The organism is Jhaorihella thermophila, from assembly GCF_900108275.1.
Classification (GTDB): Bacteria; Pseudomonadota; Alphaproteobacteria; order Rhodobacterales; family Rhodobacteraceae; genus Jhaorihella; species Jhaorihella thermophila.
Genome location: NZ_FNVD01000002.1, coordinates 133,646 through 155,564, shown reverse-complemented (window position 1 = coordinate 155,564; position 21,919 = coordinate 133,646). Strand labels below are relative to the sequence as shown.

23 protein-coding genes and 1 pseudogene are annotated in these 21,919 nt (G+C 66.3%); 13 read left to right on the top strand and 11 right to left on the bottom strand.

The features are described 5' to 3' along the window. Nucleotides 1-134: 134 nt before the first annotated feature. The 3 genes from C4S70_RS04045 to C4S70_RS04035 all read left to right on the top strand — a co-directional run bounded on the left by C4S70_RS04045 (nt 135) and on the right by C4S70_RS04035 (nt 4,534). Nucleotides 135-989: an outer membrane protein assembly factor BamD gene (locus C4S70_RS04045; RefSeq protein WP_104006824.1), complete on the top strand. Its 855-nt coding sequence runs from the start codon at nt 135-137 to the stop codon at nt 987-989. Between the two features lie 38 nt (nt 990-1,027). Next, nucleotides 1,028-2,677 (top strand): DNA repair protein RecN, encoded by a 1,650-nt coding sequence (recN, locus tag C4S70_RS04040; protein ID WP_104006823.1) that lies wholly within the window; start codon nt 1,028-1,030, stop codon nt 2,675-2,677. Nucleotides 2,678-2,848: 171 nt separating this feature from the next. After that, a complete protein-coding gene (locus tag C4S70_RS04035; protein ID WP_104006822.1) occupies nt 2,849-4,534 on the top strand; it encodes a chloride channel protein in 1,686 nt (561 codons plus the stop codon). 7 nt (nt 4,535-4,541) lie between these two features. Here C4S70_RS04035 and C4S70_RS04030 read toward each other — a convergent pair whose 3' ends face one another. The 9 genes from C4S70_RS04030 to C4S70_RS03990 all read right to left on the bottom strand — a co-directional run bounded on the left by C4S70_RS04030 (nt 4,542) and on the right by C4S70_RS03990 (nt 12,244). Beyond that, nucleotides 4,542-4,886: a DUF427 domain-containing protein gene (locus C4S70_RS04030; RefSeq protein WP_104006821.1), complete on the bottom strand. Its 345-nt coding sequence runs from the start codon at nt 4,884-4,886 to the stop codon at nt 4,542-4,544. Between the two features lie 63 nt (nt 4,887-4,949). Next, nucleotides 4,950-6,740 carry an aminopeptidase P family protein gene (locus C4S70_RS04025; protein WP_104006820.1) on the bottom strand — a complete coding sequence of 597 codons (1,791 nt, stop codon included), beginning with the start codon at nt 6,738-6,740 and terminating at the stop codon, nt 4,950-4,952. Between the two features lie 50 nt (nt 6,741-6,790). Continuing rightward, nucleotides 6,791-8,656 (bottom strand): cobaltochelatase subunit CobT, encoded by a 1,866-nt coding sequence (gene cobT / locus C4S70_RS04020; protein ID WP_104006819.1) that lies wholly within the window; start codon nt 8,654-8,656, stop codon nt 6,791-6,793. 166 nt (nt 8,657-8,822) lie between these two features. After that, a complete protein-coding gene (locus C4S70_RS04015; RefSeq protein ID WP_104006818.1) occupies nt 8,823-9,509 on the bottom strand; it encodes an aspartate/glutamate racemase family protein in 687 nt (228 codons plus the stop codon). Between the two features lies 1 nt (nt 9,510). Further along, entirely contained in the window at nt 9,511-10,497 is a 987-nt protein-coding gene (gene cobS / locus C4S70_RS04010) for a cobaltochelatase subunit CobS (protein ID WP_104006817.1), read from the bottom strand. A gap of 135 nt (nt 10,498-10,632) precedes the next feature. After that, entirely contained in the window at nt 10,633-10,917 is a 285-nt protein-coding gene (locus C4S70_RS04005) for a hypothetical protein (protein WP_104006816.1), read from the bottom strand. Between the two features lie 14 nt (nt 10,918-10,931). Continuing rightward, the gene (locus C4S70_RS04000) at nt 10,932-11,114 is read right to left on the bottom strand and encodes a c-type heme family protein (protein ID WP_235003709.1); all 183 of its coding nucleotides are present in this window, start codon (nt 11,112-11,114) and stop codon (nt 10,932-10,934) included. Further along, nucleotides 11,111-11,554, bottom strand: coding sequence for a hypothetical protein (locus C4S70_RS03995; protein ID WP_104006814.1), 444 nt, complete (start codon nt 11,552-11,554; stop codon nt 11,111-11,113). Before C4S70_RS03995 ends, C4S70_RS04000 begins: the two co-directional genes overlap by 4 nt. A gap of 69 nt (nt 11,555-11,623) precedes the next feature. After that, nucleotides 11,624-12,244 (bottom strand): J domain-containing protein, encoded by a 621-nt coding sequence (locus C4S70_RS03990; RefSeq protein ID WP_104006813.1) that lies wholly within the window; start codon nt 12,242-12,244, stop codon nt 11,624-11,626. 120 nt (nt 12,245-12,364) lie between these two features. On the opposite strand from C4S70_RS03990, the gene C4S70_RS03985 reads away from it, so the two are divergent. From C4S70_RS03985 to C4S70_RS03975, 3 genes are read left to right on the top strand one after another with little or no spacing between them, the layout of a single operon-like run. Further along, a complete protein-coding gene (locus tag C4S70_RS03985; protein ID WP_104006812.1) occupies nt 12,365-12,622 on the top strand; it encodes a BolA family protein in 258 nt (85 codons plus the stop codon). Nucleotides 12,623-12,649: 27 nt separating this feature from the next. Beyond that, entirely contained in the window at nt 12,650-12,934 is a 285-nt protein-coding gene (locus C4S70_RS03980; RefSeq protein WP_200822719.1) for a DUF3572 domain-containing protein, read from the top strand. Between the two features lie 2 nt (nt 12,935-12,936). Then, a complete protein-coding gene (locus C4S70_RS03975; protein WP_200822725.1) occupies nt 12,937-13,626 on the top strand; it encodes an HAD family hydrolase in 690 nt (229 codons plus the stop codon). Nucleotides 13,627-13,686: 60 nt separating this feature from the next. On the opposite strand, the gene C4S70_RS03970 is transcribed toward C4S70_RS03975, so the two are convergent. Then, nucleotides 13,687-14,538 (bottom strand): hypothetical protein, encoded by an 852-nt coding sequence (locus tag C4S70_RS03970; RefSeq protein ID WP_146064171.1) that lies wholly within the window; start codon nt 14,536-14,538, stop codon nt 13,687-13,689. A 119-nt stretch (nt 14,539-14,657) separates the two neighbouring features. Next, nucleotides 14,658-15,455: a lytic murein transglycosylase gene (locus C4S70_RS03965; RefSeq protein WP_104006808.1), complete on the bottom strand. Its 798-nt coding sequence runs from the start codon at nt 15,453-15,455 to the stop codon at nt 14,658-14,660. A 275-nt stretch (nt 15,456-15,730) separates the two neighbouring features. Between C4S70_RS03965 and C4S70_RS03960 the strand changes: the two genes are divergently transcribed. The 7 genes and pseudogenes from C4S70_RS03960 (at nt 15,731) to C4S70_RS03940 (ending at nt 21,918) form a co-directional block, all read left to right on the top strand. Continuing rightward, nucleotides 15,731-16,501, top strand: a complete 771-nt coding sequence (locus tag C4S70_RS03960; protein ID WP_235003693.1) for a PhnD/SsuA/transferrin family substrate-binding protein — start codon at nt 15,731-15,733, stop codon at nt 16,499-16,501. Then, a complete protein-coding gene (locus tag C4S70_RS03955) occupies nt 16,501-17,928 on the top strand; it encodes a sensor histidine kinase (RefSeq protein ID WP_104006807.1) in 1,428 nt (475 codons plus the stop codon). The genes C4S70_RS03960 and C4S70_RS03955 overlap by 1 nt, the downstream gene beginning before the upstream one ends. Continuing rightward, on the top strand, nt 17,922-18,104 hold the full coding sequence (locus tag C4S70_RS18995) for a response regulator (protein ID WP_235003692.1): 183 nt from the start codon (nt 17,922-17,924) through the stop codon (nt 18,102-18,104). Before C4S70_RS03955 ends, C4S70_RS18995 begins: the two co-directional genes overlap by 7 nt. Continuing rightward, a pseudogene (locus C4S70_RS18990) lies at nt 18,079-18,677 on the top strand (sigma 54-interacting transcriptional regulator); the annotation flags it as partial. The gene C4S70_RS18995 and the pseudogene C4S70_RS18990, both read left to right, overlap by 26 nt. 105 nt (nt 18,678-18,782) lie before the next feature. Continuing rightward, nucleotides 18,783-19,166 carry a helix-turn-helix domain-containing protein gene (locus C4S70_RS18985; RefSeq protein WP_235003690.1) on the top strand — a complete coding sequence of 128 codons (384 nt, stop codon included), beginning with the start codon at nt 18,783-18,785 and terminating at the stop codon, nt 19,164-19,166. A gap of 151 nt (nt 19,167-19,317) precedes the next feature. Then, a complete protein-coding gene (locus C4S70_RS03945; RefSeq protein WP_104006806.1) occupies nt 19,318-19,842 on the top strand; it encodes an arsenate reductase (azurin) small subunit in 525 nt (174 codons plus the stop codon). A 15-nt stretch (nt 19,843-19,857) separates the two neighbouring features. Next, the gene (locus C4S70_RS03940; RefSeq protein ID WP_235003689.1) at nt 19,858-21,918 is read left to right on the top strand and encodes an arsenate reductase (azurin) large subunit; all 2,061 of its coding nucleotides are present in this window, start codon (nt 19,858-19,860) and stop codon (nt 21,916-21,918) included. The last annotated feature ends 1 nt before the right edge of the window (nt 21,919 follow it).

Below are 21,919 nucleotides of genomic sequence, written 5' to 3'. Positions count from 1 at the left end.
TGCGTGACACGGTTGTTGCCGCCATCGTCCCGGGCACCCATGCGTTTCAGGCGTTTTGCAGCGCGAAATAGTGTGCTAGACCGACCTGCAAGCGGGCGAGAGGCCCCGCGTTCGACCAAGGTGGGCAAGCAAGCATGATCGGCGGCAGAGCGATGGGCAGGGTGTTTGGCGCAGTCCTTCTGGCAGTGTTTCTCGCCGGCTGCTCCGGCATCGGCGGCGGGCCGGCGGCGGATCGGTCGGTCAGGCTGGATGGCTACACGCCCGAACAGATCTATCAGCGCGCCGAATACGAACTGAATCGCGGCCGAACCAACGACGCGGCCTATTTCTTTTCCGAGATCGAGCGGCTCTACCCTTATTCCGACTGGGCCAAGCGGGCGCTGATCATGCAGGCCTATGCCTATCACAAGGGCACCGATTACGAAAACAGCCGCGCCGCGGCCCAGCGCTATATCGACTTCTACCCCGCGGACGAGGACGCAGCCTATGCGCAATACCTGCTGGCGCTGAGCTATTACGACCAGATCGACGAGGTGGGCCGCGACCAGGGGCTGACCTTTCAGGCGCTGCAGGCGCTGCGCACGGTGATCGAGGTCTACCCCGACAGCGAATACGCCACCGCCGCCACGCTCAAATTCGACCTGGCCTTCGACCATCTCGCAGCCAAGGAGATGGAGGTCGGGCGCTACTATCTCAGGCGCAAGCAATACACCGCGGCCATCAACCGTTTCCGATCCGTGGTCGAGGACTACCAGACCACCTCGCACACCGCCGAGGCGCTGTATCGGCTGGTCGAGGCCTATCTGTCTCTGGGGCTGCTCGACGAGGCGCAGACCGCCGGCGCGATCCTGGGCTACAACTACCAGTCCAGCGAATGGTATCAGGAAGCCTACAAGCTGCTGACGGCCAAGGGGCTGGAGCTCAAGTCGCGCGGCAACAACTGGCTGAGCCAGATCTACCGGCAGTCGGTCAAGGGCGAATGGCTGTAACGGCGGGACCGGTGGGCCGCGCCTGACAGGATAGAGGGATGCTGCGCGCGCTTGATATCCGCGACATTCTGATCATCGACCGGCTGGAAATCGAATTCCGGCCGGGGCTCAACGTGCTGACAGGCGAAACCGGGGCGGGCAAGTCGATCCTGCTCGATTCGCTGGGTTTCGTGCTGGGCTGGCGCGGGCGGGCGGATCTGGTGCGGCAGGGCGCCGGGCAGGGCGAAGTGGTGGCCGAATTCGACCTTCCGCCGGATCATCCCGCGCGCGCCGTGCTGGAGCGCGCCGGGATCCCGGCGGGCGACGAACTGATCCTGCGCCGGATGAACACCGCCGAGGGGCGCAAGACCGCCTGGGTCAATGACCGCCGCTGTTCGGGAGAGGTGCTGCGGGCGCTGAGCGAAACACTGGTGGAACTGCACGGACAGCATGACGACAAGGGGCTTCTGAACCCACGCGGGCACCGGGCGATGCTGGATGCCTTTGGCGGTTTGCAGCCGCAACTGGACGCGGTGCGCGCCGCCTGGCGCGGCATGGTCGAGGCGCGCAAGGCGGTGGACGAGCTCGAAGAGGCGCTGGCGCGGGTCCGGTCCGAGGAGGATTACCTGCGGCACGCGGTGGCGGAACTCGACGCGCTGGATCCGCAGCCGGGGGAGGATGCCGAACTGGACGCCCGCCGCCGCATGATGCAGGCGGCCGAGCGGATCCGCGAGGATGTCGCCCGCGCGCTGGCCGCGCTGGGCCGCGACGGGGCCGAGGGCGCCGCGGGCGATGCGCTGCGCTGGCTCGAAGGGGTGGGGGACCGGGCCGAGGGGATGCTGGAGGAACCCATCGCGGCGCTGGGGCGCGCTCTGATCGAGCTGGGCGAGGCGCAAGAGGGGGTAGAGCGGTGCCTTGAGGCGCTGGATTTCAACCCGGCCGAGCTGGAGCAGGTCGAGGAGCGGCTGTTCGCGCTGCGGGCGCTGGCGCGCAAGCACGGGATCGTGCCGGACGATCTGCCGGGCTTCGCCGAAACGCTGCGCGAGCGGCTTGCGGCGTTGGATGCGGGCGACGCCGACCTTGAGGCGCGCCGAACGGCACTGGCCAAGGCCGAGGCGGGCTATTCCAGTGCCGCGGAGGATCTGAGCGCGGCCCGCCGTCTGGCTGCCGGGCGGCTGGATGCGGCGGTCATGGCGGAGCTTGCGCCGCTGAAGATGGAACGCGCGGTGTTCGAAACCCGGATCGAGCCGGCCGAGCCGGGCCCCGAAGGGCACGACGCGGTGACCTTCACCGTCGCCACCAATCCCGGCGCGCCGGCGGGGCCCCTGAACCGGATCGCCTCGGGCGGGGAACTCAGCCGGTTTCTGCTGGCGCTGAAGGTCTGCCTGCGGGGCAATGACAGCGGCCTGACCATGATCTTTGACGAGATCGACCGCGGCGTGGGCGGGGCCACGGCGGATGCGGTGGGCCGGCGGCTGGCGGCGCTGGCACAGGGTGGGCAGGTGCTGGTGGTGACCCATTCGCCGCAGGTGGCCGCCCGCGGCGCGCATCACTGGCGGGTGGAAAAGAAGGTGGCCGACGGGGCGACCCTGTCCACCGTCACGCCGCTGGCGCCGGAGGATCGGGTGGACGAGATTGCCCGGATGCTGGCCGGTGACACGATCACCGACGAGGCCCGCGCCGCGGCCCGGGCGCTTTTGGCGGGCTGAGCGAAGGGGACGGATCGGAAAGGACTCCGTGCCGACCGCCGGGAAGCGCGGAATTTCCATGTCGCGGTACACGTCGCGCGGATACCACAGGGCAGGCCGCCCGTGCCGGGAACCGGCTTTCCAGTCCTGCGGGGCTGCCGTAAAGAGGGGCGAACCGAAACCGAGGCGCACATGCCCAAGTCAACAGGCGCATTCCTGTCCGAGCAGCTCCGGCAGGCCGTCGCGGCTTTCCGGCACGGGCTGCATGTGGTGCGCCAGCGCGGGCCGAACCAGATCCAGTTCTGGTTCATCGCGCTGGGCATCGGTGTCGCCGCCGGTTTCGCCGCGCTGGGCTTTCGACTGGGCATCGTCTGGCTGCAATCGACGCTCTACGGCACCGAGACGCCACAATTCCTGCATTCCCATGCGGAACGGCTGCCTTGGTTCTGGGTTCTGGCGATTCCGGTCGCGGGCGGGCTGGCGGTGGGGTTGATCCTGCATTTCTTCACCCCCGACGGTCGCGTCCGATCGGTGGCCGACGTGATCGAGGGCGCGGCGATCCGCGACGGCCGGGTCGAAACCCGCGCCGGGATCGCCTCGATGCTGGCATCGCTGATCACGCTGAGTTCGGGTGGTTCGACGGGGCGCGAAGGGCCGGTGGTGCACATGGCCGGCGTGATCTCGACCTGGGTGTCGAATCGGATACACGCCGACGGCATCACCGGGCGCGACCTGCTGGGCTGTGCCGTGGCCGCGGCGGTCGCGGCCAGCTTCAACGCGCCCATTGCCGGCGCGCTTTTCGCGCTCGAGGTGGTGCTGCGGCATTTCGCGGTCCATGCCTTTGCTCCCATCGTCATTGCCGCGGTCGCCGGGGCCGTCATCAACCGGCTTGAATTCGGCGATGTGGCCGAGTTTTCTCTGGTCACGCCCGGCGCGCTGCAATTCTATGTCGAATTGCCGGCCTTCCTGCTCTTGGGGCTGGTGTGCGGTCTGGTGGCGGTGATCCAGATGCGGGCGCTGTTCTGGGCCGATGACTTGGGCAGCAACATCCAGGAGAACCTGCGCCTGCCGCGCTGGGTGCGCCCGGCGCTGGCGGGGCTGCTGCTGGGCGCGATCGCGATCTGGTTCCCGCACATCATCGGGGTCGGCTACGAAACGACGCTGCTGTCGCTGAAGGGTGAACTGCTGCTGCGCGAGGCGATCGTCTTTGCCATCGTCAAGACCGCGGCGCTGGCGATCACCATGGGCGGGCGCATGGGGGGCGGGGTGTTCTCGCCCTCGCTGATGATCGGGGCGCTGACGGGGTTGGCCTTCGGCCATATCGCGACCGGGTTCCTGCCGGACTATTCCGGCGCGCCCAACCTCTATGCCTTTGCAGGCATGGGCGCGGTCGCGGCGGCGGTGCTGGGTGCGCCGATTTCCACCACGATGATCGTGTTCGAGCTGACCGGAGACTGGCAGATCGGGATCGCGGTCATGGTCGCTGTGTCGATGTCCACCGCGCTGGCCTCGCGCCTGGTGGACCGGTCGTTCTTTCTCACCCAGATCGAACGGCGCGGCCTGCATCTGGCCGCCGGGCCGCAGGCCTATCTGCTGGCAATGCTGCGGGTGGGATCGGTGATGCGGCCGCTGGAGCAGGCATTGCCGAGCGACGAGGCAGCCGCCCGCGATCTGATGGCGCGCGGTCTGCATGTCTCGCCGGCCGACACTCTGGAGGCGGCGATGCCCGTCTTCGAGGCGCGGGAGCTGCCCTTTCTCCCGGTCGCGGTCGAAACGGACAAGGGCGACCTTCGACTCATCGGCCTCTTGCACGAGGTGGACGCCCTGCGCGCCTACAACCGCCTGCTGGCCGCAACCGCGGCCGAGGAGCATTCCTGAGACGCGGTCAGATCCGCTCTACCGTCACATTGTCGCCGGTGGCAAAGGCCAGCCGGTCCTTGATCTCGGCCACTTGGGGCAGCGGGTCTTCATAGGTCCAGACCGCGTTTTCCAGCGTCGCCGACTTGTTGACGATGGAATAGTAGTTGGCATCGCCCTTGTGCGGGCAATGGGTCACCTTGTCGGTTCGGTCGAGAAAGGCCATCGCCACATCCTGTCGCGGGAAATAGACGACCGGCGGCAGGTTGTCCTCGCACAGCTCGATCGCATCGCGTGTTTCGGCCAGAACCGCCCCGCCCGACCTGACCGTCCAGACCCCGTCCAGCTTGCGAATGATGATCTTGGCTGTCATTCCGCCTCCTTTCCCTGTTGGCTGTTGCGGCGCAGGATAGGCCCCCGCGCCGCCGGCCCCAAGTCAAAGCGGCGCGGTCGCGGCGTTCAGCCACAGTTCCGCCGCGCCACCCACGAGCGGGCCGATCCGTTCGGCCACCGTCGCGTGATAGGCGTTGAGCCAGTCTCGCTCGGCCGCCGTCAGCATGTCGGCAACGATCAGGCGGCGGTCGATCGGCACATGGGTCAGCGTGCGCCAGCACAGCATCTCGCGCCCCGCGTCGCCTTCGGGCAGGTCGGGGGCCGGTTCGACCACCACGAGGTTCTCGATGCGGATGCCGAACGCGCCCTCGCGGTAGTAACCCGGTTCGTTCGACAGAATCATGCCGGGCTCCAGGGGGACGTCGCTCAGCCGGCTCAGCCGCTGCGGTCCCTCGTGCACGCTCAGATAGGCGCCGACGCCGTGGCCCAGCCCGTGGTTGAAATCCTGCCCCGCCTGCCAGAGCGGCACGCGCGCGATCGCCTCGATATGGCACCCGGCCAGCCCGCGCGGCCAGCGCAGGCGGCTCATGGCGATCATGCCCTGCATCACGCGGGTAAAGGCGCGGCGCTCTTGCTCGCCAGGCGCACCGATGGCGATGGTGCGGGTGACGTCGGTGGTGCCGTCCAGGTATTGCCCGCCGCTGTCCAGCACCAGCAGATGCCCGTCCTCCAGCACGGCATTGCTGTCCTCGGTCACGCGGTAGTGGATCACCGCGCCGTTCGGCCCCGTGCCCGCGATCGTGTCGAAGCTGATTTCCATCAGCCGATCGTCGCGGCGCCGGAGCTCTTCGAGCCGTTTCACCACGTCGATCTCGGTGAGCGACCCAGGCGCCTGCGCGTCCAGCCAGCACAGAAACTCGACCATGGCCGCCCCGTCGCGCAGATGCGCCTCGGCGCTGCCTGCGATCTCGGCGGCGTTCTTGCGCGCCTTGGGCAGCAGGCAGGGGTCGGCGCCAAACACCGCCCGATCGCCCAGCGCCTGCGCCACGATCTGCGGAACGGTATCCTCATCCACCAGCACCGGTCCCTCGAGCACCGCCAGAGCGCCTAGAAAGTCATCCGGCGCGCGCACCGTGACCTCGGGGCCGAGATGATCTCCCAGTCCCCGCAGCTTGGCCTCGGCCATGAAAAGATCGACCGCGCCCGTGTCATGCAGAACGGCGAATCCGTGCGCCACCGGGTTGTGCGCCACGTCCGATCCGCGAATGTTCAGCAGCCACATGATCGAATCCGGCAGCGTCAGCACCGCCGCGCGCTGCCCCGCCTTGCGCAGCCCCTCGGCCAGCCGCGCCCGTTTCGACGTCGAGGATTCGCCGGCAAACGCGATCGGATGCGCCCGCACCGGATTCATCGGCGGCGGAGGCTGATCCTCCCAGATCCGGTCCACCAGGTTCTCGCAGGCCGACAGCTCGATCCCCGACCCGTCCAGTTCCTTTGTCAGCTTGCGGATCTCGCCCGCGGAATGCAGCCAGGGATCAAAGCCCACGCGCCCGCCCCGCGGCAGCTTCTCGCGCAGCCAGCCCGACAGCTTCACCTCGGGCCAGGGCACCGGCGTGAACACTTCGGCCACCTGCGCCTTGACCTGGGTGCGATAGCGGCCGTCCACGAAAACGCCCGCGACATCCCGCAGCACCGCGCAGAACCCCGCCGAGCCGGTAAACCCGGTCAGCCAGGCCAGCCGCTCGTCATGCGGCGCGACATATTCGCCCTGATGGGCATCCGACCGCGGCACCAGGAACCCGTCCAGCCCCTCGCGCGTCATCTCCTGCCGCAATGCCGCCAGCCGCGGCGGCCCCTGCTCGGGCCGGGCGGTCACCTCGAATGTCTGGAACATCGCCTCCCCTTCATCTTGCGAAAAATACTCCCGCCGGAGGCAGGCGAGCGTCAGCTCGCCTTCCTGATCCCCATCACCCGCGCGCGCGCCCGCGGATCCTTGTCGAACAGCGCGGCCAGTTGCTCGGTGATGGCGCCGGCCAGCTGCTCGGCGTCGGTGATCGTCACCGCGCGTTCGTAATAGCGGGTCACGTCATGGCCGATACCGATTGCCAGCAGTTCGACCATCTTCTTGCGCTCGACCATGTCGATCACGTCGCGCAGGTGCTTTTCCAGATAGTTGGCGGGGTTGACGCTGAGCGTCGAATCGTCCACCGGCGCGCCGTCGGAAATTACCATCAGGATCTTGCGCGCCTCGGGCCGCAACATCATCCGCCGATGCGCCCATTCCAGCGCCTCGCCGTCGATGTTCTCCTTCAGCAACCCCTCCTTCATCATCAGGCCAAGATTGTCCCGGGTCCGCCGCCACGGGGCGTCGGCGCTCTTGTAGATGATGTGGCGCAGGTCGTTGAGCCGCCCCGGCTGTTGCGGGCGCCCGTCGTTCAGCCAGGCCTCGCGCGCCTGCCCGCCCTTCCAGGCGCGGGTGGTAAAGCCGAGAATCTCGACCTTCACGTTGCAGCGCTCCAGCGTCCGCGCCAGCACGTCGGCGCAGATCGCAGCGATCGAAATCGGCCGGCCGCGCATCGAACCCGAGTTGTCCAGCAAGAGCGTCACCACGGTGTCGCGGAACTCGGTGTCCTTCTCGACCTTGAAGCTCAAGGGCGTCGTGGGGTTCGCCACCACCCGCGCCAGCCGACCGGCATCCAGGATCCCCTCGTCACGGTCGAACTCCCAGCTGCGGTTCTGCTGCGCCTGAAGGCGGCGCTGCAGCTTGTTGGCCAGCCGGCTGACCGCGCCCTTGAGCGGCTCCAGCTGCTGGTCCAGATAGGCGCGCAGGCGCTCCAGCTCGGCCGGCTCGGCCAGATCCTCGGCGGCGACCTCTTCGTCATGGGCGTCCAGATAGACCTTGTAGTTCGGGTCGGCCTCGGACGGCGGAGGCGGCGGGGGCGGCTCGAGCGGCGCGTCGGCCTCGGGCATGTCCACCTCGTCATGCATGTCTTCGTCCGACATCTCGTCGGCGGTGACCTGCATCTGATCCGGCTGGTCCTGCTGTTCGGCGTCGGGGTCCATCTCGGCCTCCGAGTCGTCCTGGTCCTGGTCGCCGCTGCTGTCGGGTTCGGACTGCTCCTCGTCCTGGCTGGCCTCTTCTTCGGACTGGTCGTCCTGGTTGTCGGGATCCTCGCCCAGCTGGTCGCCATAGCCCAGATCCTCGATGATCCGGCGCGCGAGCCTGGCAAAGGCCGCCTGATCCTCGAGCACCGAATCGAGATCGGCCAAGGTCTCGCCGGCATGCTGTTCGATATATCCCCGCCACAGATTCATCACGTTCGCCGCCGGGCCGGGCAGGTCGCGCCCGGTGGCCAGATGCCTGATCAGAAAGCCCGCCGCGTCCGCCAGCGGCGCCTCGGCGGGATCCTTCAGCCGGTCGAACCCTTTGCGCAGGGTTTCGTGGGTGATCTTGACGTCGATATTGCTGGCCGTTCCGGGCATGTGGCGGGCGCCGACGGCCTCGCACCGGGCGGTTTCCATTGCCTCGTAGAGGTCGCGGGCCATGTCTCCGCGCGGGACATAGCGGTTGTGCAGCGCATCGTCGTGATAGCGCCGACGCAGCGCCAGCGCGTCCGCCGTGCCGCGCGCAAGCAGCACCTCTTCGCGGTCCATGCGTCGGCTGACCTGCGGCAGGCGCATGGTCTCGCCGCTCAGCCCCGAGGGATCGACCGTGTAGCTGACCGTCAGCTCCGGGTCGTCGGCCATGACTTTGGCGGCCTCGGCCAGCGCCTTCTTGAACGGATCGGCGGGATTGTCGGATTTCTTCATGTCCGGTCCTCGTTCGGGGCGGTCCGCCCCGCGTGGCAAAGCGTGTTGCAACTTATTTCGGTCATGCCATGGCAAATGACAAGACGCGAGGCGGCCGGAGCGGGATCGCGGCTGCGCCGCGATGCCTCCGGCGGGAGTATTTTCGGCAAGATGAAGAACGGGGCGGTCACGCCGGCAGCGGCGCTTTGCCGGTGGCGAGCCGGGCCAGAAGGTCCACATGCACGTCGAGCGCGTCGATCACCGGATAGCCGGGATCCTGCCCGTCGAAGGCGAGGTTCAGGTCGGTGCCGGCGAGCACCACGGCGTCGGCGCCCAGGTCGCGGATCATGCGGGCGCCGGCGTCGAGAAAGAGGGCGCGTTGTTCCGCGGTGCAGGCCCCCGTCACGGCCATGTCCTGATAGCTTTGGCCGAGCCTTTCCATGTCGTCGTCAAGGGTCACCGCGCGGGTTCGGCGGAGCTGGCCGTAAAGGCGCGTGCGCATCACGGCACGGGTGCCGAGGAGCCCCACGCAGCCGATGCCTTGGCTGACGAAGAAGTCGTCGAGCGGTGCCACGGCCGAGACCAGCGGCAGGGAGGCGCGTTGCACGGTTTCGTCAAAGCAGAAATGTCCACCCAGCGAGGTGATCGCCGCGCAGTCGCAGCCCGCCGCCCGCAGCCGGTCGATCAGGCGGGCATAGATCTGCGCCTGTTCGACCCTGTTGTCGGCCAGGTTGTTGCGGATCAGCGTCTGCACGTCGGCATGGACGATGGTCAACTCGAGCCCGCCGCCGAGGCGTTCGACCGCCGCGGTCAGGCGCTGATAATAGACCACCGTCGCCGCGACGCCGATGCCGCCGATCAGGCCGACATGCATGTCAGCCGACGCTGACGTTGGCGGCGCTTTCGGGCAGTTCCTCATCAAAGCAGCGCTGGTAGAATTCCGCCACGGTCTGGCGTTCCAGTTCGTCGCATTTGTTGAGGAAGGTCACGCGGAAGGCATAGCCGATGTCGCGAAAGATCTCGGCGTTCTGCGCCCAGGTGATGACCGTCCGGGGCGACATCACCGTGGACAGTTCCCCGTTCATGAAGGCCGTGCGGGTCAGGTCGGCCACGGTGACCATCTGGCTGACGGTCTTGCGGCCCTTCTCTGTGTTGTAATGCGGGGCCTTGGACAGCACGATCGCGCATTCCGCGTCATGGCTGAGATAATTCAGCGTGGCGACAAGGCTCCAGCGGTCCATCTGCGCCTGGTTGATCTGCTGCACGCCGTGGTAAAGGCCCGTCGTGTCGCCCAGGCCCACCGTATTCGCGGTGGCAAACAGGCGGAAATAGGGGTGGGGCGTGATGATCTCGTTCTGATCGAGCAGCGTCAGCTTGCCGTCATGTTCCAGCACGCGCTGGATCACGAACATCACGTCGGCGCGTCCGGCGTCGTATTCGTCGAACACGATCGCGGTGGGGTTGCGCAGCGCCCAGGGCAGGATGCCTTCGTGGAATTCGGTCACTTGCTTGCCGTCGCGCAGTTTGATCGCGTCCTTGCCGATCAGGTCGATCCGGCTGATATGGCTGTCGAGGTTCACGCGCACGCAGGGCCAGTTGAGCCGCGCGGCGACCTGTTCGATATGGGTCGATTTGCCGGTGCCGTGATAGCCCTGAATCATGACGCGGCGGTTGTGGCTGAAGCCCGCGAGAATCGCCAACGTGGTGTCGGGGTCGAACTTGTAGGTCGGGTCGATTTCGGGCACGCGGTCGTTGCGCTCGGCAAAGCCGCGCACGATCATGTTGGTATCGATCCCGAACACCTCGCGGACCGGAAAATCCTCGGTGGGTCTCGCATTGGGATCGAGGGCGACTTCAGCCATCTCGTGGTCCTTTTTCTACGGATAATTCTGCTTCGGCTCGTGGTGCAACATATCGGCGCCGATCACAAGGGGCAGGGCGAAAAGCGACCTGTCGAGGCGTCATTTGGGAAACGTCACGTCAATATTCAATGGGTGTCAGTCGTCCAGCGCCGCCCTGAGCCGGGCGCGCGTGGCCGGATTGAGCCGCGCGGCGTCGATGCGCACGACGCCGCCATCGTCAGTCGGAACCTCGACGGGCTGGGCCTGCGCGTGCTTGATGTCGGTGACCTCGTAGGGGATGATCTCGTGCGAAATGCCGGCGAGAAGGTCGTTATCGGCCGCCAGCTCCCGGTTCAGCCGTCGTAACCGGCCGGCAAGCCGCGGTTGGTGGCCGGCGAAGAGAAAGCCGAACGTGCCCGCGACCGCCAGATAGGCCAGCACGAACTTGAACGAGGTCAGGCGATCGCCACCGTCTGGGTCACGCAGACCAGTTGCAGCCCGCGCACATCGCCCACCTTCCAGTTGCGCTCGGGGCTGTCGGGGAGGGTGTCGTGGCAGGACACGCAAGCGTCGGACATGACAACCGGAGTGGTCAGGGTCAGGCTGTCGTTCAACAGGTCGCCGGTGGCTTCGGTCAGTGAAGCGGGAGGGGCGTCGCCGCTGCGGAAAGTAGCAAACGCCCGCGTTTCAACGGGGGCAGGTCATGTGACGGCTGGCCCAGGAACGGATAGTCCGACACGAAGCGATAGCCGACATGGTTCTGCGCATCGTGCACCGTCTCCCCCAGCTCGATCGACAGGGTGGCGGGCACCGGGATCGCGCCCTTGACCTGATGATGGTTGTGCAGCGTCTGCACGTTGCCCTCGGCCTCGCGTGCGCGGGCGACCACGTTCGCGGCATAATAGCCGCGGAACCCGTTGATGATCCCGTTCAGGTTGGACGCCTGCCGGGACAGGTTGCGTTCCGACAGCGCGACGAGATTCAGCCGGACCGCGACGGGCAGCATCACCAGCGCCAGCGCGACCACGAAGAACAGGATGCGCGGGGGGGTGGTCAGGCAGTCGCTCAGGCAGTCCATGCCGCCCCTCCGGTATGGCCGTGGGATATGACCTCTATCGCAAAACCGGGCCGCGGGCCATGGTTGCCGTCACTTGAAGTGGCGGCTGTCCTTGATCTGCTCCCAGGCCCAGACGACCTGTTGCAGCTGTTCTTCCTGGCTGCGGTCGCCACCGTTCAGGTCGGGATGCAGAACCTTGATGAGCTTCTTGTAGGCCTTGCGCACCTCGGCCTTGGTCCAGGTGTCCTCGGCTTCGAGGATCTCGATGGCGCGGCGTTCGGTCGGGGGCAGGCGGCGGCCGGTGGCCTGCCGGCCCGGGTTCTTGGTGGCTTTGTCGCCCAGAACCTGGTGCGGATCCTCGATTCCCAGCCGCGCCCAGGCCCGCCGTTCGGGGTCGTTGAGGGGGCGCGTCTTGCGCTCCCACACCTTGTCGCGGGACATCTGCGCGTTGATCTCGGCTTCGGTCGTGCCCTCGAAGAAATTCCACTTCTGGTTGTATTCGCGCACATGCTTCTGGCAGAACCAGTAATAGTCGTCCAGTACGTCGGGGGCCTTGGGCGCGCGGAACTTGCCCGGTTCCTGGCAGCCGTCATGGTCGCAGATGCGGGTCGAGGTTTCCGACGCCCCCGACATCGCCCGCCGGCCGCGCGGCTTTTTCTTTTTCGCGGCAGACACGGAGATATCGAAACCAAAGGGGTCGGGTCTGGGCATGACGGGGCTCCTTCGACGGCATCTTTTCGACTCGGAAGCGGCAGTTTAGTCTAAGCCGCAGGAGATAGAAGAGGGGTCCGGGAAATTTTTCGCCGGACGAGACAAACGGGCAGGGATCATATGAGTGTGACCGAGGAAATCCGCAACCGGCTGGAACAGGCGTTCCGGCCCACGCTGCTGGAGGTCGTGGACGACAGCGAACGCCACCGGGGCCATGCGGGCTATCGCGAAGGGGGGGAAAGCCATTTCAACGTGACGATCCGGGCGGCGGCCTTTGCCGGCATGTCGCGCATCGAACGTCACCGCGCGGTGCACGCGGCGCTGGGCAAGGATCTGGTCGGGCGCATCCACGCGCTGGCGCTGGACATCGGCGCCTGACGCGCCCGGCCCGAAGGAGACATGGCGATGACCCTTTCCGAACAAGCCGCCGAGACGCTGGCGCTGCAGGCGCTGGCATGGCTGGTCGCCAATGACGATCTGCGCCCGGTCTTCATGGGCGCATCGGGCGCGTCCGAGGCCGATTTGCGCGAACGCGCGGGCGAGCCGGAGTTTCTGGCTTCGGTGCTGGACTTTCTTCTGATGGATGACGCTTGGGTGATCGGGTTCTGCGATACGGTGGGCGAACCCTACGAACGGCCGATGCAGGCCCGCGCGGCGCTGCCCGGCGGGGCGCAGGTGCATTGGACATGACGATGCGCGTTGATGCGATCCTGTTCGACAAGGACGGCACGCTGTTCGATTTCGCCACCACCTGGGGGGCGTGGGCGCGGGCCTTCCTGCTGCGCGCAACGGGCGGAGACACGGCGCGGTGCCGGCTGGTCGGGGCTGAGATCGGCTATGATTTCGACACGGGCCGGTTCGACCCGTCCAGCATCGTGATCGCCGGCACCACCGCCGAGGCGGCCGAGGCGCTGTTGCCCCATTTCCCCGAGATGGGGCGGCATGCATTGATCGCGCTCCTGAACGAAGAGGCCGCCCGCGCGCCGCAGGCCGAGGCGGTGCCGCTCGTCCCTTTGCTGGACGACTTGCGCGGGCGGGGGCTGCGACTGGGGGTTGCGACGAACGACTCGGAGGGGCCGGCGCGGGCGCATCTGCGGGGCGCCGGGGTTCTGGACCGGTTCGATTTCGTCGCCGGGTTCGACAGCGGACACGGGGCCAAACCGGAACCGGGGCCGCTGCTGGCCTTTGCCGATCACGTGGCGGCCAACCCGAACCGGATCGCCATGGTCGGCGACAGCCTGCACGACCTGGTTGCCGGGCGGGCGGCGGGCATGGTGACGGTTGCGGTTCTCACCGGTTTGGCAACGCACGATGATCTCGCGCCTCATGCCGATGTCGTGCTGCCCGATATCGGGCACATTCCAGGCTGGCTGGACGGGTGATTTGCGCAAATAAAAAGCCCGGCAAAACTGCCGAGCTTTGCAGTTTTTCTGCTTCGGCGGTCAGATCGGAAGGTTCTGCATGATCTGTGCCAGAAGCCCGGTGCTGCTGAGCACGGCGACCAGCCCGGTGAAGGACAGCACCTGCGTATTCAGCCGCAGATCTTCGCCGCGCGCCAGGTTGACCGCGGCCAGCGAGGCGGCGACCGGCGCGGAGAGAATCGCGACCATCCCGGTCATGCCCCATACGGCTAGACGGCGGATGTCGTTTTGCGCGCGCTCGACATCCGTCAGGTAATCTTCGTCCAGCGGGTCGTCCGACCGGAACGCCATCGCAAGGGTTTCCTCTTCGCTCAGGGTATGAGCCTGTTCGGCGGCCTTTGCGTGAATGTCGTAGTGATCGTCAATCTGGTCGAGTGTTTCATCCACCGGCGCAAAGCGTTCGGCCGGGGTCAGGCGCGATCTGCAACCGCGCACGCGATGCGGCGACACATTGGTGAAGGCGCTGAGAAACTGCTCGACGGTCAGGACCGTGCCGGGATCCATCCACTCGATGCTTTCGGCGTTGCAGATGTCCACCATGCGGTAGAGCATGACGACCATCATCAGTTCGGAAATGTCGCGATCCTCGTACTGGTCGTCCGCCGGAACCATCGAGATTTCCAGCCTCTGGCATTGACCGCCAAGCGGGCGATCCTCGGCCTTGTCTGAGAAATGCCGCGCGTTCATCGTCAGTTCGACCATGTAAAGGCTGGTCACCACCACCGCCGTGTTCGAATCGCGCACGCTCTGGCGCTCCACGCGCTGGCCGTAGTCTTCGAGGGTAGCCGTCACGATCCGGCAGAACTGATCGATTGAAACAGGATGGTCGTCACGAAAGACGAGCCCGCCGTGATAAATGGACGTCCGAGTCACTTTTGCGCCCTCCAGTAAGCTGCTCTTGAGCGGACGCTATCGGCGAAAGGTGGTCGAACTTTGGCAAGTTTTGTCAAACTTGGTGACATGCGGCGGGCCGCGTGCCGTCCCGTCGGTTTTCACGGGCGGTCGATTCTCGCCCCCATGATCGCCAGCGCCTGTTGATAAACCGTTGCCGCGTTCCATTCCTTGAGCACGGCGAAATTTGGCTGGCCGGGCTGATAGCCCTTGCCCCGTTTCCAGCCCTTCCTGCGCAGGTAGTTGGCGGTCGAGGCGAGCGCGTCAGTCACGTCATAGAGATCGACCCGTCCGTCCCCGTTGCCGTCCACGCCATAACGCAGCGCGTTTCCGGGCAGGAATTGCGTATGCCCCAGCTCGCCATGACGCGCGCCCAGGGTCGTGGCGGTGATACTGCCCCGATCCACCAGTTTCAGCGCCCCGATGGCGTGGGGGCGGAACAGTTCCGGCCTGCGGCAATCATAGGCCAGGGTCGCGATGGCCGAAACCACCGGGCTGTCGCCCATGAACCAGCCGAACCCGGTCTCCATCCCGTGAATTGCGATCAGGATACCGGCCGACACGCCATAGCGGCGCTCCAGCGCGGCATAGAATTCGGGGGTGCGGGACTTGCGCTTGCGCCCCTGGGCCACGATCGCATCGGCGCCGCGCACCCGCATGAACTTTTCAAGACCGTAGCGAAAGGATTTCTGCTGGCGGTCCGCCGCGATCGTGCGGGTGGCGTATTGCGCCCGGGCCAATGCGCGCAGTCCCTTGCCGCGAACCCCGGCCTTGCGGGCCTCTTTCGCAAACTCCGCCTTCCACGCCTCAAAGCCGCTTGCGTCATTGCCGCAAGGCGCGCCGAGGGCCGCCCCGGCCCAGATCAGCCACCCCAGACCCAGGGACACAATGCGTTTCATGGCAAATTCCTTCTCAAGAACGGGGACAGGTCAAGAACGGGGACAGGCTAATCCTGGCCGGGCGGCGCGCTCAAGAGGCAAGCGCCGGGACATCGAAAAAGCCGGATGCAGGGTGCAAAAAAGTCTTTGCGACATGTCGAGCCTTCGCCATACCCTTACGAGGCGTCAAGTCCAGGCAACATGCTGATGACCATATCGTTCTCGCGACGCGATCTTGTCCTGTCGGCGCTGGGCCAGTCGCCCTGCCGTCCATCGTGAGAGGGGCGCCGCGCGAGTTGCGCCTGGGCATCACGCCGGTATTTCTGGACAATGACGCCGAAATCCTGACCGCCCTGCGCTCTGCCTTGCAGGAGGCTGCCGGCCAACGGGTCCAGTTCGAGCAACGCCGCACCTATGAAGAAGTGACCGGCATGTTGCTGGAGGGGGCGATCGAGGCCGCGTGGCTGTGCGGTTACCCCTTTCTTCAACACCGCGCCACGCTGGCGCTGATGGCGGTACCGCTCTGGCACGGCAAGCCGATGTATCAGTCCTATGTCATCGTGCGGGAGGGGGATGATGCGAAATCGTTGGCCGATCTGCGGGGCGGAACGCATGCCTTTTCAGATCCGAACTCGAACTCGGGTTTTCTTGTCACCGCTTCGGATCTGGCGCTGAAAGGCGAAAAGGCCGAGGACTTCTTTCGCCGCACGATCTTTACCTACGGGCATCGCAACGTGGTGCGGGCGGTGGCGGATGGGCTGGCGCGATCGGGCAGCGTGGATGGCTATGTCTGGGAATCGCTGGCGGCCCTGGAACCGGAACTGGCAGGCCGCACCCGGGTCGTGACGCGCAGCGAATGGCTGGGTTTCCCGCCCTTCTGCACCCGCGCAGGGCACTTGGCCGATCCCGGCGTTGCCGCCCTGCGAAAGGCACTGCTGGGACTGGACAGGACGGAGGCCGGGCGACACGCGCTGGGGCTGCTCCTGCTGGACGGGATGACGGCGGGCGATGTGTCGCTGTTCGACGGGATCGCGCGGCGGATGCGGCTGCTGGCCTCGTTGCGCTGATGTCGGCGATCCTGCGAATACCGCTGAGCATCCGGGTGCCGTTGCTGACGGCGCTGCTGATGGTGGCGCTGGGCGTGGTCGCTTCGCAGCAGGTGCTGGCTGCGCTTGACCGGTTGCAGGATGCCCGCATCCGCGAAATCGCGCGGCTGCATGTGGAAACGCTGTCGGTCGCGCTGGGGCCTCATGTGCTGCGCGACGATGTCTGGGAGGTCTATGACACGCTGCAACGCGCCGCCGGTGAGGGCGAGGGCCGGCGGATGATCTTCACCGCCGTTGCCGACGAAGACGGGCGCGTGATCGCGGCCACGCTGCCGGACCGGGCGCCGCTGGACAGTTCCATCGCCGAGATATCGGACGGCGCGCAGCCGCCCGCCAATCTCACCGTGCCCAGCGACGAAGAGACGCTGCGGCTTGTCGCGCCACTGGTCTATCAAGGGCGCGAGGTCGGGCAGGTCGTGACTGAGCTTGACGTCGCCGACCTGGTTGCGGAACGGCGTCGGGCGGGGCGGCTGCTCTTGCTGGGAAACGCGGTGGCGACCGGAGTTCTGGCCCTGCTGGGCTATTTTCTGATGCGCCGGATGCTGCGGCCGATCACCCGGCTGTCGCAGCGGATGCGCGACACCAGCGACCAGCCCGAGCAGGTGCCCGAAACCGAGATCCCGCGCGGGGATACCGAGCTTTCGCGGCTGGTGCATACCTACAACGCCATGGCCCGAACGCTTGTCGCCAAGCGGGACGCCGAACGCCGCCTGGCCGAGCGCGAGCGCTTTGTCAGCCTGGGCCGGTTGTCGTCTGCGCTGGCACACGAGATCAACAATCCCTTGGGCGGGCTGCTGAACGCCGCGGACACGATCCGCGAATATGCCGACCGGCCCGAAGTGGTGCGCCGGTCGGCCGAGCTGCTGACGCGCGGGCTCAACCATCTGCGCGACGTCTCGCGGGCGATGCTGGAACAGAACCGGTTGGATCGCTCCGGCGCGGCGCTGTCGGCAGAGGACTTCGAGGACATCCACCTTCTGATCGGCCCCGAGATCAACCGGCAGGCGCAACGGCTGAGCTGGAAGGTCGAGGTGACGCCGACCGCGCTGGAGGTGTTGCCGGCGGGTCCGGTCCGCCAGAGCGCGTTGAACCTGTTGCTGAACGCTTCGGCAGCGGCGGGTCGGCAGGGGCGCGTGTGGTTTCGGGTCGCGCCGGACCGCGATCATCTGCACATGATGGTCGCCGACACCGGCCCCGGTCTGTCAGGAAGCGCCCGCACGCGGCTTCTGTCCTCGGGGCCGGTTCCGCCGGGCGGGGGCGTGGGCTTGCGTCTGGTGCATGATCTGGTCGAAGAACTGGGCGGAGTGATTCAGCTCGATCGCCGCGACGGGCGCACCGAAATCGCGGTATCGTTGCCGCTGAAAGGCAAGGAAGATCCGCAATGCTGAACGGGTTCCGCATCGCTTTGGTCGAAGACGACGAGATCATGGGCCATTCGCTGGTTCAGCGGCTGGAACTCGAAGGGGCCGAGGTGATCTGGATGAAGCAGGTCGGGCGCGCCATCGGGGCCTTGCGCACCCCGCGCGCCCATCGACGCGGTGATCTGCGACATCCGCCTGCCTGATGGGGACGGCGAGGATCTGTTCAATCGGCTGATGGAAACCACCACCCCGCCGCCGTTTCTGTTCATCACCGGGCATGGAGGCGTCGAAAAGGCCGTGCGGCTGATGCAGGCGGGCGCGGCCGATTACATCACCAAGCCGTTCGAGATGGCCGTGTTCCTTGATCGGCTGACATTGCTGCTGAACGCCAGCGGCGACCAGGACATGCCGCCGCTTCTGGGCATCTCGCCGGCGGCCCGCCGGGTCGAAGAGATGGCCGAACGCGCCGCGCGGATCGATCGGGCGGTTCTGATCCGAGGCGGGCCGGGCTCCGGCAAGGAACTGGTCGCCCGGCGTATCCACGAACGATCCGACCGCCGCGCGGCCCCTTTCGTGGTGGTGAACCTCGCACGAGAGCCTGACGTGCAGGCGGCGATGTTCGGGCCGGGCGGCGCCATCGAACGCACCGGCGAAGGCGTCCTGTTCCTGCGGGCGCTCAGCCGGATGCCGGGGCAGGCGCAGCAGGCGCTGGCCGACGTTCTGGATGCCGCTTTGCCGGCCGGGTCATTGCCGCCTGTGGCCATGACATGGACAAGGTGGTGCAGTCCGGCGGCTTCGATGCCGATCTGTTCTATCGACTCGACATGGTGGAACTGCCGGTCCCGCCACTGTCGGAACGCCCCGAGGATGCCGTCTGGTTGATGGAGCACCTGTTCGACCGGCTCAACCCCCGCCGTGACCGACCGCTGAAACACATCAGCCGTCTGGCCGAACAGGCCGTGCGCGCACATGACTGGCCGGGCGGCGGCCGCGAGCTGCGCGCGCGGTTGTCCCGCGGACTTGAAACCGCGCAGGGAGAGATGCTGCTGCCCACGGACCTGTTCCCGGAACGGATCGCCGACGGCGACCGCATCCTGACGCTGGCCGAGGCCCGCGAACAGGCCGAGCGCCGCCAGATCGTCGCCGCGCTGGAACGCACGGGCGGCCAGATCGGGCAGGCGGTGAAATTGCTGAAGGTGTCGCGGACGACTCTGTGGGAAAAGATGCAGAAACTGGGCCTGTCCGCTGGAGCCGATCAGGCCTGAACTTCTGCGCCGCGGCATGTTCGAAAATCCGAACACCCAATTTAATTTCGAAATTACAAGGTCTTAACCTGAACCAATTCCCGAAATGCGCGCCCCATCGACCTTCTTGGCGGTGATAGTTTTGCTGTCACCACAAGTTGGGAGGAAACTCATGAAAAGATGCAAAGGCATGGTCGATGTCGGCCGTCGCCAGTTCCTGCGCGGCGGTGCGATGGCAACCGCTGGCGCAGCCGTCGCGGCGGTGGCCCCTGCGCAAGAGGCCAAGGCGGCCCCGGCGCTGGCGCAGATCGACTACCCGTCGAACAGGCTGGCCAACGTGGCCGACCTGAAGGTCAACGAACCCGTGGACATCGAATATCCCGACGCCGACAGCCCCGGCGTTCTGCTGAAGTTGGGCCAGTCGGTCGAGGGCGGCGTGGGCCCGGACGGCGACATCGTCGCCTTCTCGACGCTCTGTCCGCACAAGGGTTTCAACATGTCCTACAACGGCGAGGATCACACCCTGAACTGCCCTGGCCACTTCTCGCGCTTCGACGTCGAGGCCGGTGGCCAGCAGACCTGGGGCCACGCCACGTCGAACGTTCCGCAATTCACCCTGCGCGTCGATGACAAGGGCGACATCTACGCCGAAGGCTGCAGCGACCTGATCTACGGCCGCATGTCGAACGTGCTGTAAGGGAGAGGATCACACATGGCTTACAAGAGACAGATCGACCGCCTTCCGATCCCGCCCGCGGACGCGAAGGTTCACAACGTGACCTGCCACTATTGCATCGTCGGCTGCGGCTACAAGGCCTACACCTGGCCGCGCAACAAGCAGGGTACGCCGGAAAACAACGCCTTCGGCGTGAACCTGAACGAACAGCAGGGTGCCATGGGCACCTGGGTCAACCCGTCGATGTATAACATCGTCAAGCAGGACGGGAAGGACGTGCACCTGATGGTGGTGCCCGATGACGACTGCGTGGTGAACTCGGGGCTCGGCTCGATCCGCGGCGCGCGGATGGCGGAAAACCGCCCTTCGGAGATCACGCTCACCCAGCAGCAGCGCCTGACCGACCCGATGGTGTGGCGCAACGGCGTGTGGCAGCCGACGTCGTGGGATGACGCGCTGGATCTGGTGGCCCGTGTCACGGCGAAAATCCTCGCCGAATACGGCGAGGACGAACTTCTGGTGTCGATGTTCGACCACGGCGGCTCGGCCGGCGGCTATGAAAATACCTGGGCGACCGGCAAGCTCTACTTCCAGAGCATGAAGGTCAAGAATTGCCGGATCCACAACCGCCCCGGCTACAACTCCGAGGTGCATTCGTCCCGCGACATGGGCGTGGGAGAGCTGAACTACAGCTACTCGGACTACGAAGTGACCGACACCATCTTCGTCGTCGGTGCCAACCCGATGGAGACGCAGACCAACCTGTTCCTCAACCACATGGTTCCGGGGATGCAGAACGGGGCGAAGTTCATCATGGTGGACCCGCGCCGGACGGTCACGGTGAACGCCGCCGAGGAAGTCGCCGGCAAGGAGAACGTGCTGCATCTGGCGATCACGCCGGGCACCGACATGGTGCTGTTCAACGCGCTGCTCACGCATATCGTGGACAACGGCTGGATCGACAAGGAGTTCATCGCCAACTCCACTTTCCAGGGCGGAGAGGCCGTGGCCGAAGATTCCGGTCAGCCGGCGGGTCTGGGCAGCCTCGACTATGCCATGGAAACCTGCCGCACCTCGCTGGGTGAGGCGGCGGAAATCTGCGGCGTGTCCAAGGACGACATCGTCAAGGTCGCCGAGTGGATCGCCAAGCCGCATGATGACGGGTCGCGCCGCAAATGCGTCACCGCCTATGAAAAGGGCATCATCTGGGGCAACGACAACTACCGCACCATCGGCGCGCTGGTGAACATCTCGCTGGCCACCGGCAATATCGGCCGCGAAGGCGGCGGGTGCTGCCGTCTGGGCGGTCACCAGGAAGGCTACTACCGTCCCTCGGACGCCCATGTGGGCCGTCCGGCCACCTATTTCGACCGGCACCTGATCCGCGGCGGCGGCAAGGTCTATCATATCTGGGCCTGCGACCACTACAAGACCACGCTGAACGCGGCCGAGTTCAAGCGCGTGCTGAAGAAGCGCGCCGACATGGTCAAGGAGGCGATGGACGCAGCCGCCGGCGGCACCCGCGAGGAGCTGGTGGACGCGATCGTCGCGGCGGTCAACGCGGGCGGTCTGTTCGTGGTGGACATGGACATCATCCACAGCCAGATCGGCCAGAACGCGCATGTGATCCTGCCCGCCTGCGAAGCCAACGAGATGAACCTCACCTCGATGAACGGCGAGCGGCGCCTGCGTCTTTCCGAGAAATACATGGACCCCTACGGCCAGTCCAAGCCCGACTGCCTGATCGCGGACGGCATCGCCCAGAACATGGAGCGCGTCCTGAACGAGATGGGCAACGACGAATATGCCGATCAGTTCAAGGGCTACGACTGGGAGACCGAGGAAGACGCCTTCATGGACGGCTACCATCAGGGCAACCCGGAAGTGACCTATGAGCGCCTGCGCGCGATGGGCAACAACGGGGTGCAGGAGCCGGTCGTGGGTTATGAGAACGGCAAGCTGATCGGCACGCCGCGTCTCTATGCCGACGGCAAGTTCGACCGGCATGGCCGCGAGGACAAGAAGGCGCTGTTCTGTGCGGCCCAGTGGCGCGGTTATGCCGCCGAAGGCAAGGCGCGCGAGGCGGCGAACCACTAGT

Excerpts from the sequence above, each read along its gene's own strand:
- C4S70_RS03955 (WP_104006807.1), top strand. The coding sequence starts at position 16,501 with ATGTCGGCGATCCTGCGAATACCGCTGAGCATCCGGGTGCCGTTGCTG.
- cobS (WP_104006817.1), bottom strand. The coding sequence starts at position 10,497 with ATGGCTGAAGTCGCCCTCGATCCCAATGCGAGACCCACCGAGGATTTT.
- cobT (WP_104006819.1), bottom strand. The coding sequence starts at position 8,656 with ATGAAGAAATCCGACAATCCCGCCGATCCGTTCAAGAAGGCGCTGGCC.
- C4S70_RS03945 (WP_104006806.1), top strand. The coding sequence starts at position 19,318 with ATGAAAAGATGCAAAGGCATGGTCGATGTCGGCCGTCGCCAGTTCCTG.
- C4S70_RS04025 (WP_104006820.1), bottom strand. The coding sequence starts at position 6,740 with ATGTTCCAGACATTCGAGGTGACCGCCCGGCCCGAGCAGGGGCCGCCG.
- C4S70_RS04015 (WP_104006818.1), bottom strand. The coding sequence starts at position 9,509 with ATGCATGTCGGCCTGATCGGCGGCATCGGCGTCGCGGCGACGGTGGTC.
- C4S70_RS18995 (WP_235003692.1), top strand. The coding sequence starts at position 17,922 with ATGCTGAACGGGTTCCGCATCGCTTTGGTCGAAGACGACGAGATCATG.
- C4S70_RS03985 (WP_104006812.1), top strand. The coding sequence starts at position 12,365 with ATGAGTGTGACCGAGGAAATCCGCAACCGGCTGGAACAGGCGTTCCGG.
- recN (WP_104006823.1), top strand. The coding sequence starts at position 1,028 with ATGCTGCGCGCGCTTGATATCCGCGACATTCTGATCATCGACCGGCTG.
- C4S70_RS18985 (WP_235003690.1), top strand. The coding sequence starts at position 18,783 with ATGGAGCACCTGTTCGACCGGCTCAACCCCCGCCGTGACCGACCGCTG.
- C4S70_RS03990 (WP_104006813.1), bottom strand. The coding sequence starts at position 12,244 with ATGCCCAGACCCGACCCCTTTGGTTTCGATATCTCCGTGTCTGCCGCG.
- C4S70_RS03940 (WP_235003689.1), top strand. The coding sequence starts at position 19,858 with ATGGCTTACAAGAGACAGATCGACCGCCTTCCGATCCCGCCCGCGGAC.
- C4S70_RS04030 (WP_104006821.1), bottom strand. The coding sequence starts at position 4,886 with ATGACAGCCAAGATCATCATTCGCAAGCTGGACGGGGTCTGGACGGTC.
- C4S70_RS04045 (WP_104006824.1), top strand. The coding sequence starts at position 135 with ATGATCGGCGGCAGAGCGATGGGCAGGGTGTTTGGCGCAGTCCTTCTG.
- C4S70_RS03975 (WP_200822725.1), top strand. The coding sequence starts at position 12,937 with ATGCGCGTTGATGCGATCCTGTTCGACAAGGACGGCACGCTGTTCGAT.
- C4S70_RS04035 (WP_104006822.1), top strand. The coding sequence starts at position 2,849 with ATGCCCAAGTCAACAGGCGCATTCCTGTCCGAGCAGCTCCGGCAGGCC.
- C4S70_RS03965 (WP_104006808.1), bottom strand. The coding sequence starts at position 15,455 with ATGAAACGCATTGTGTCCCTGGGTCTGGGGTGGCTGATCTGGGCCGGG.
- C4S70_RS03980 (WP_200822719.1), top strand. The coding sequence starts at position 12,650 with ATGACCCTTTCCGAACAAGCCGCCGAGACGCTGGCGCTGCAGGCGCTG.
- C4S70_RS03995 (WP_104006814.1), bottom strand. The coding sequence starts at position 11,554 with ATGGACTGCCTGAGCGACTGCCTGACCACCCCCCCGCGCATCCTGTTC.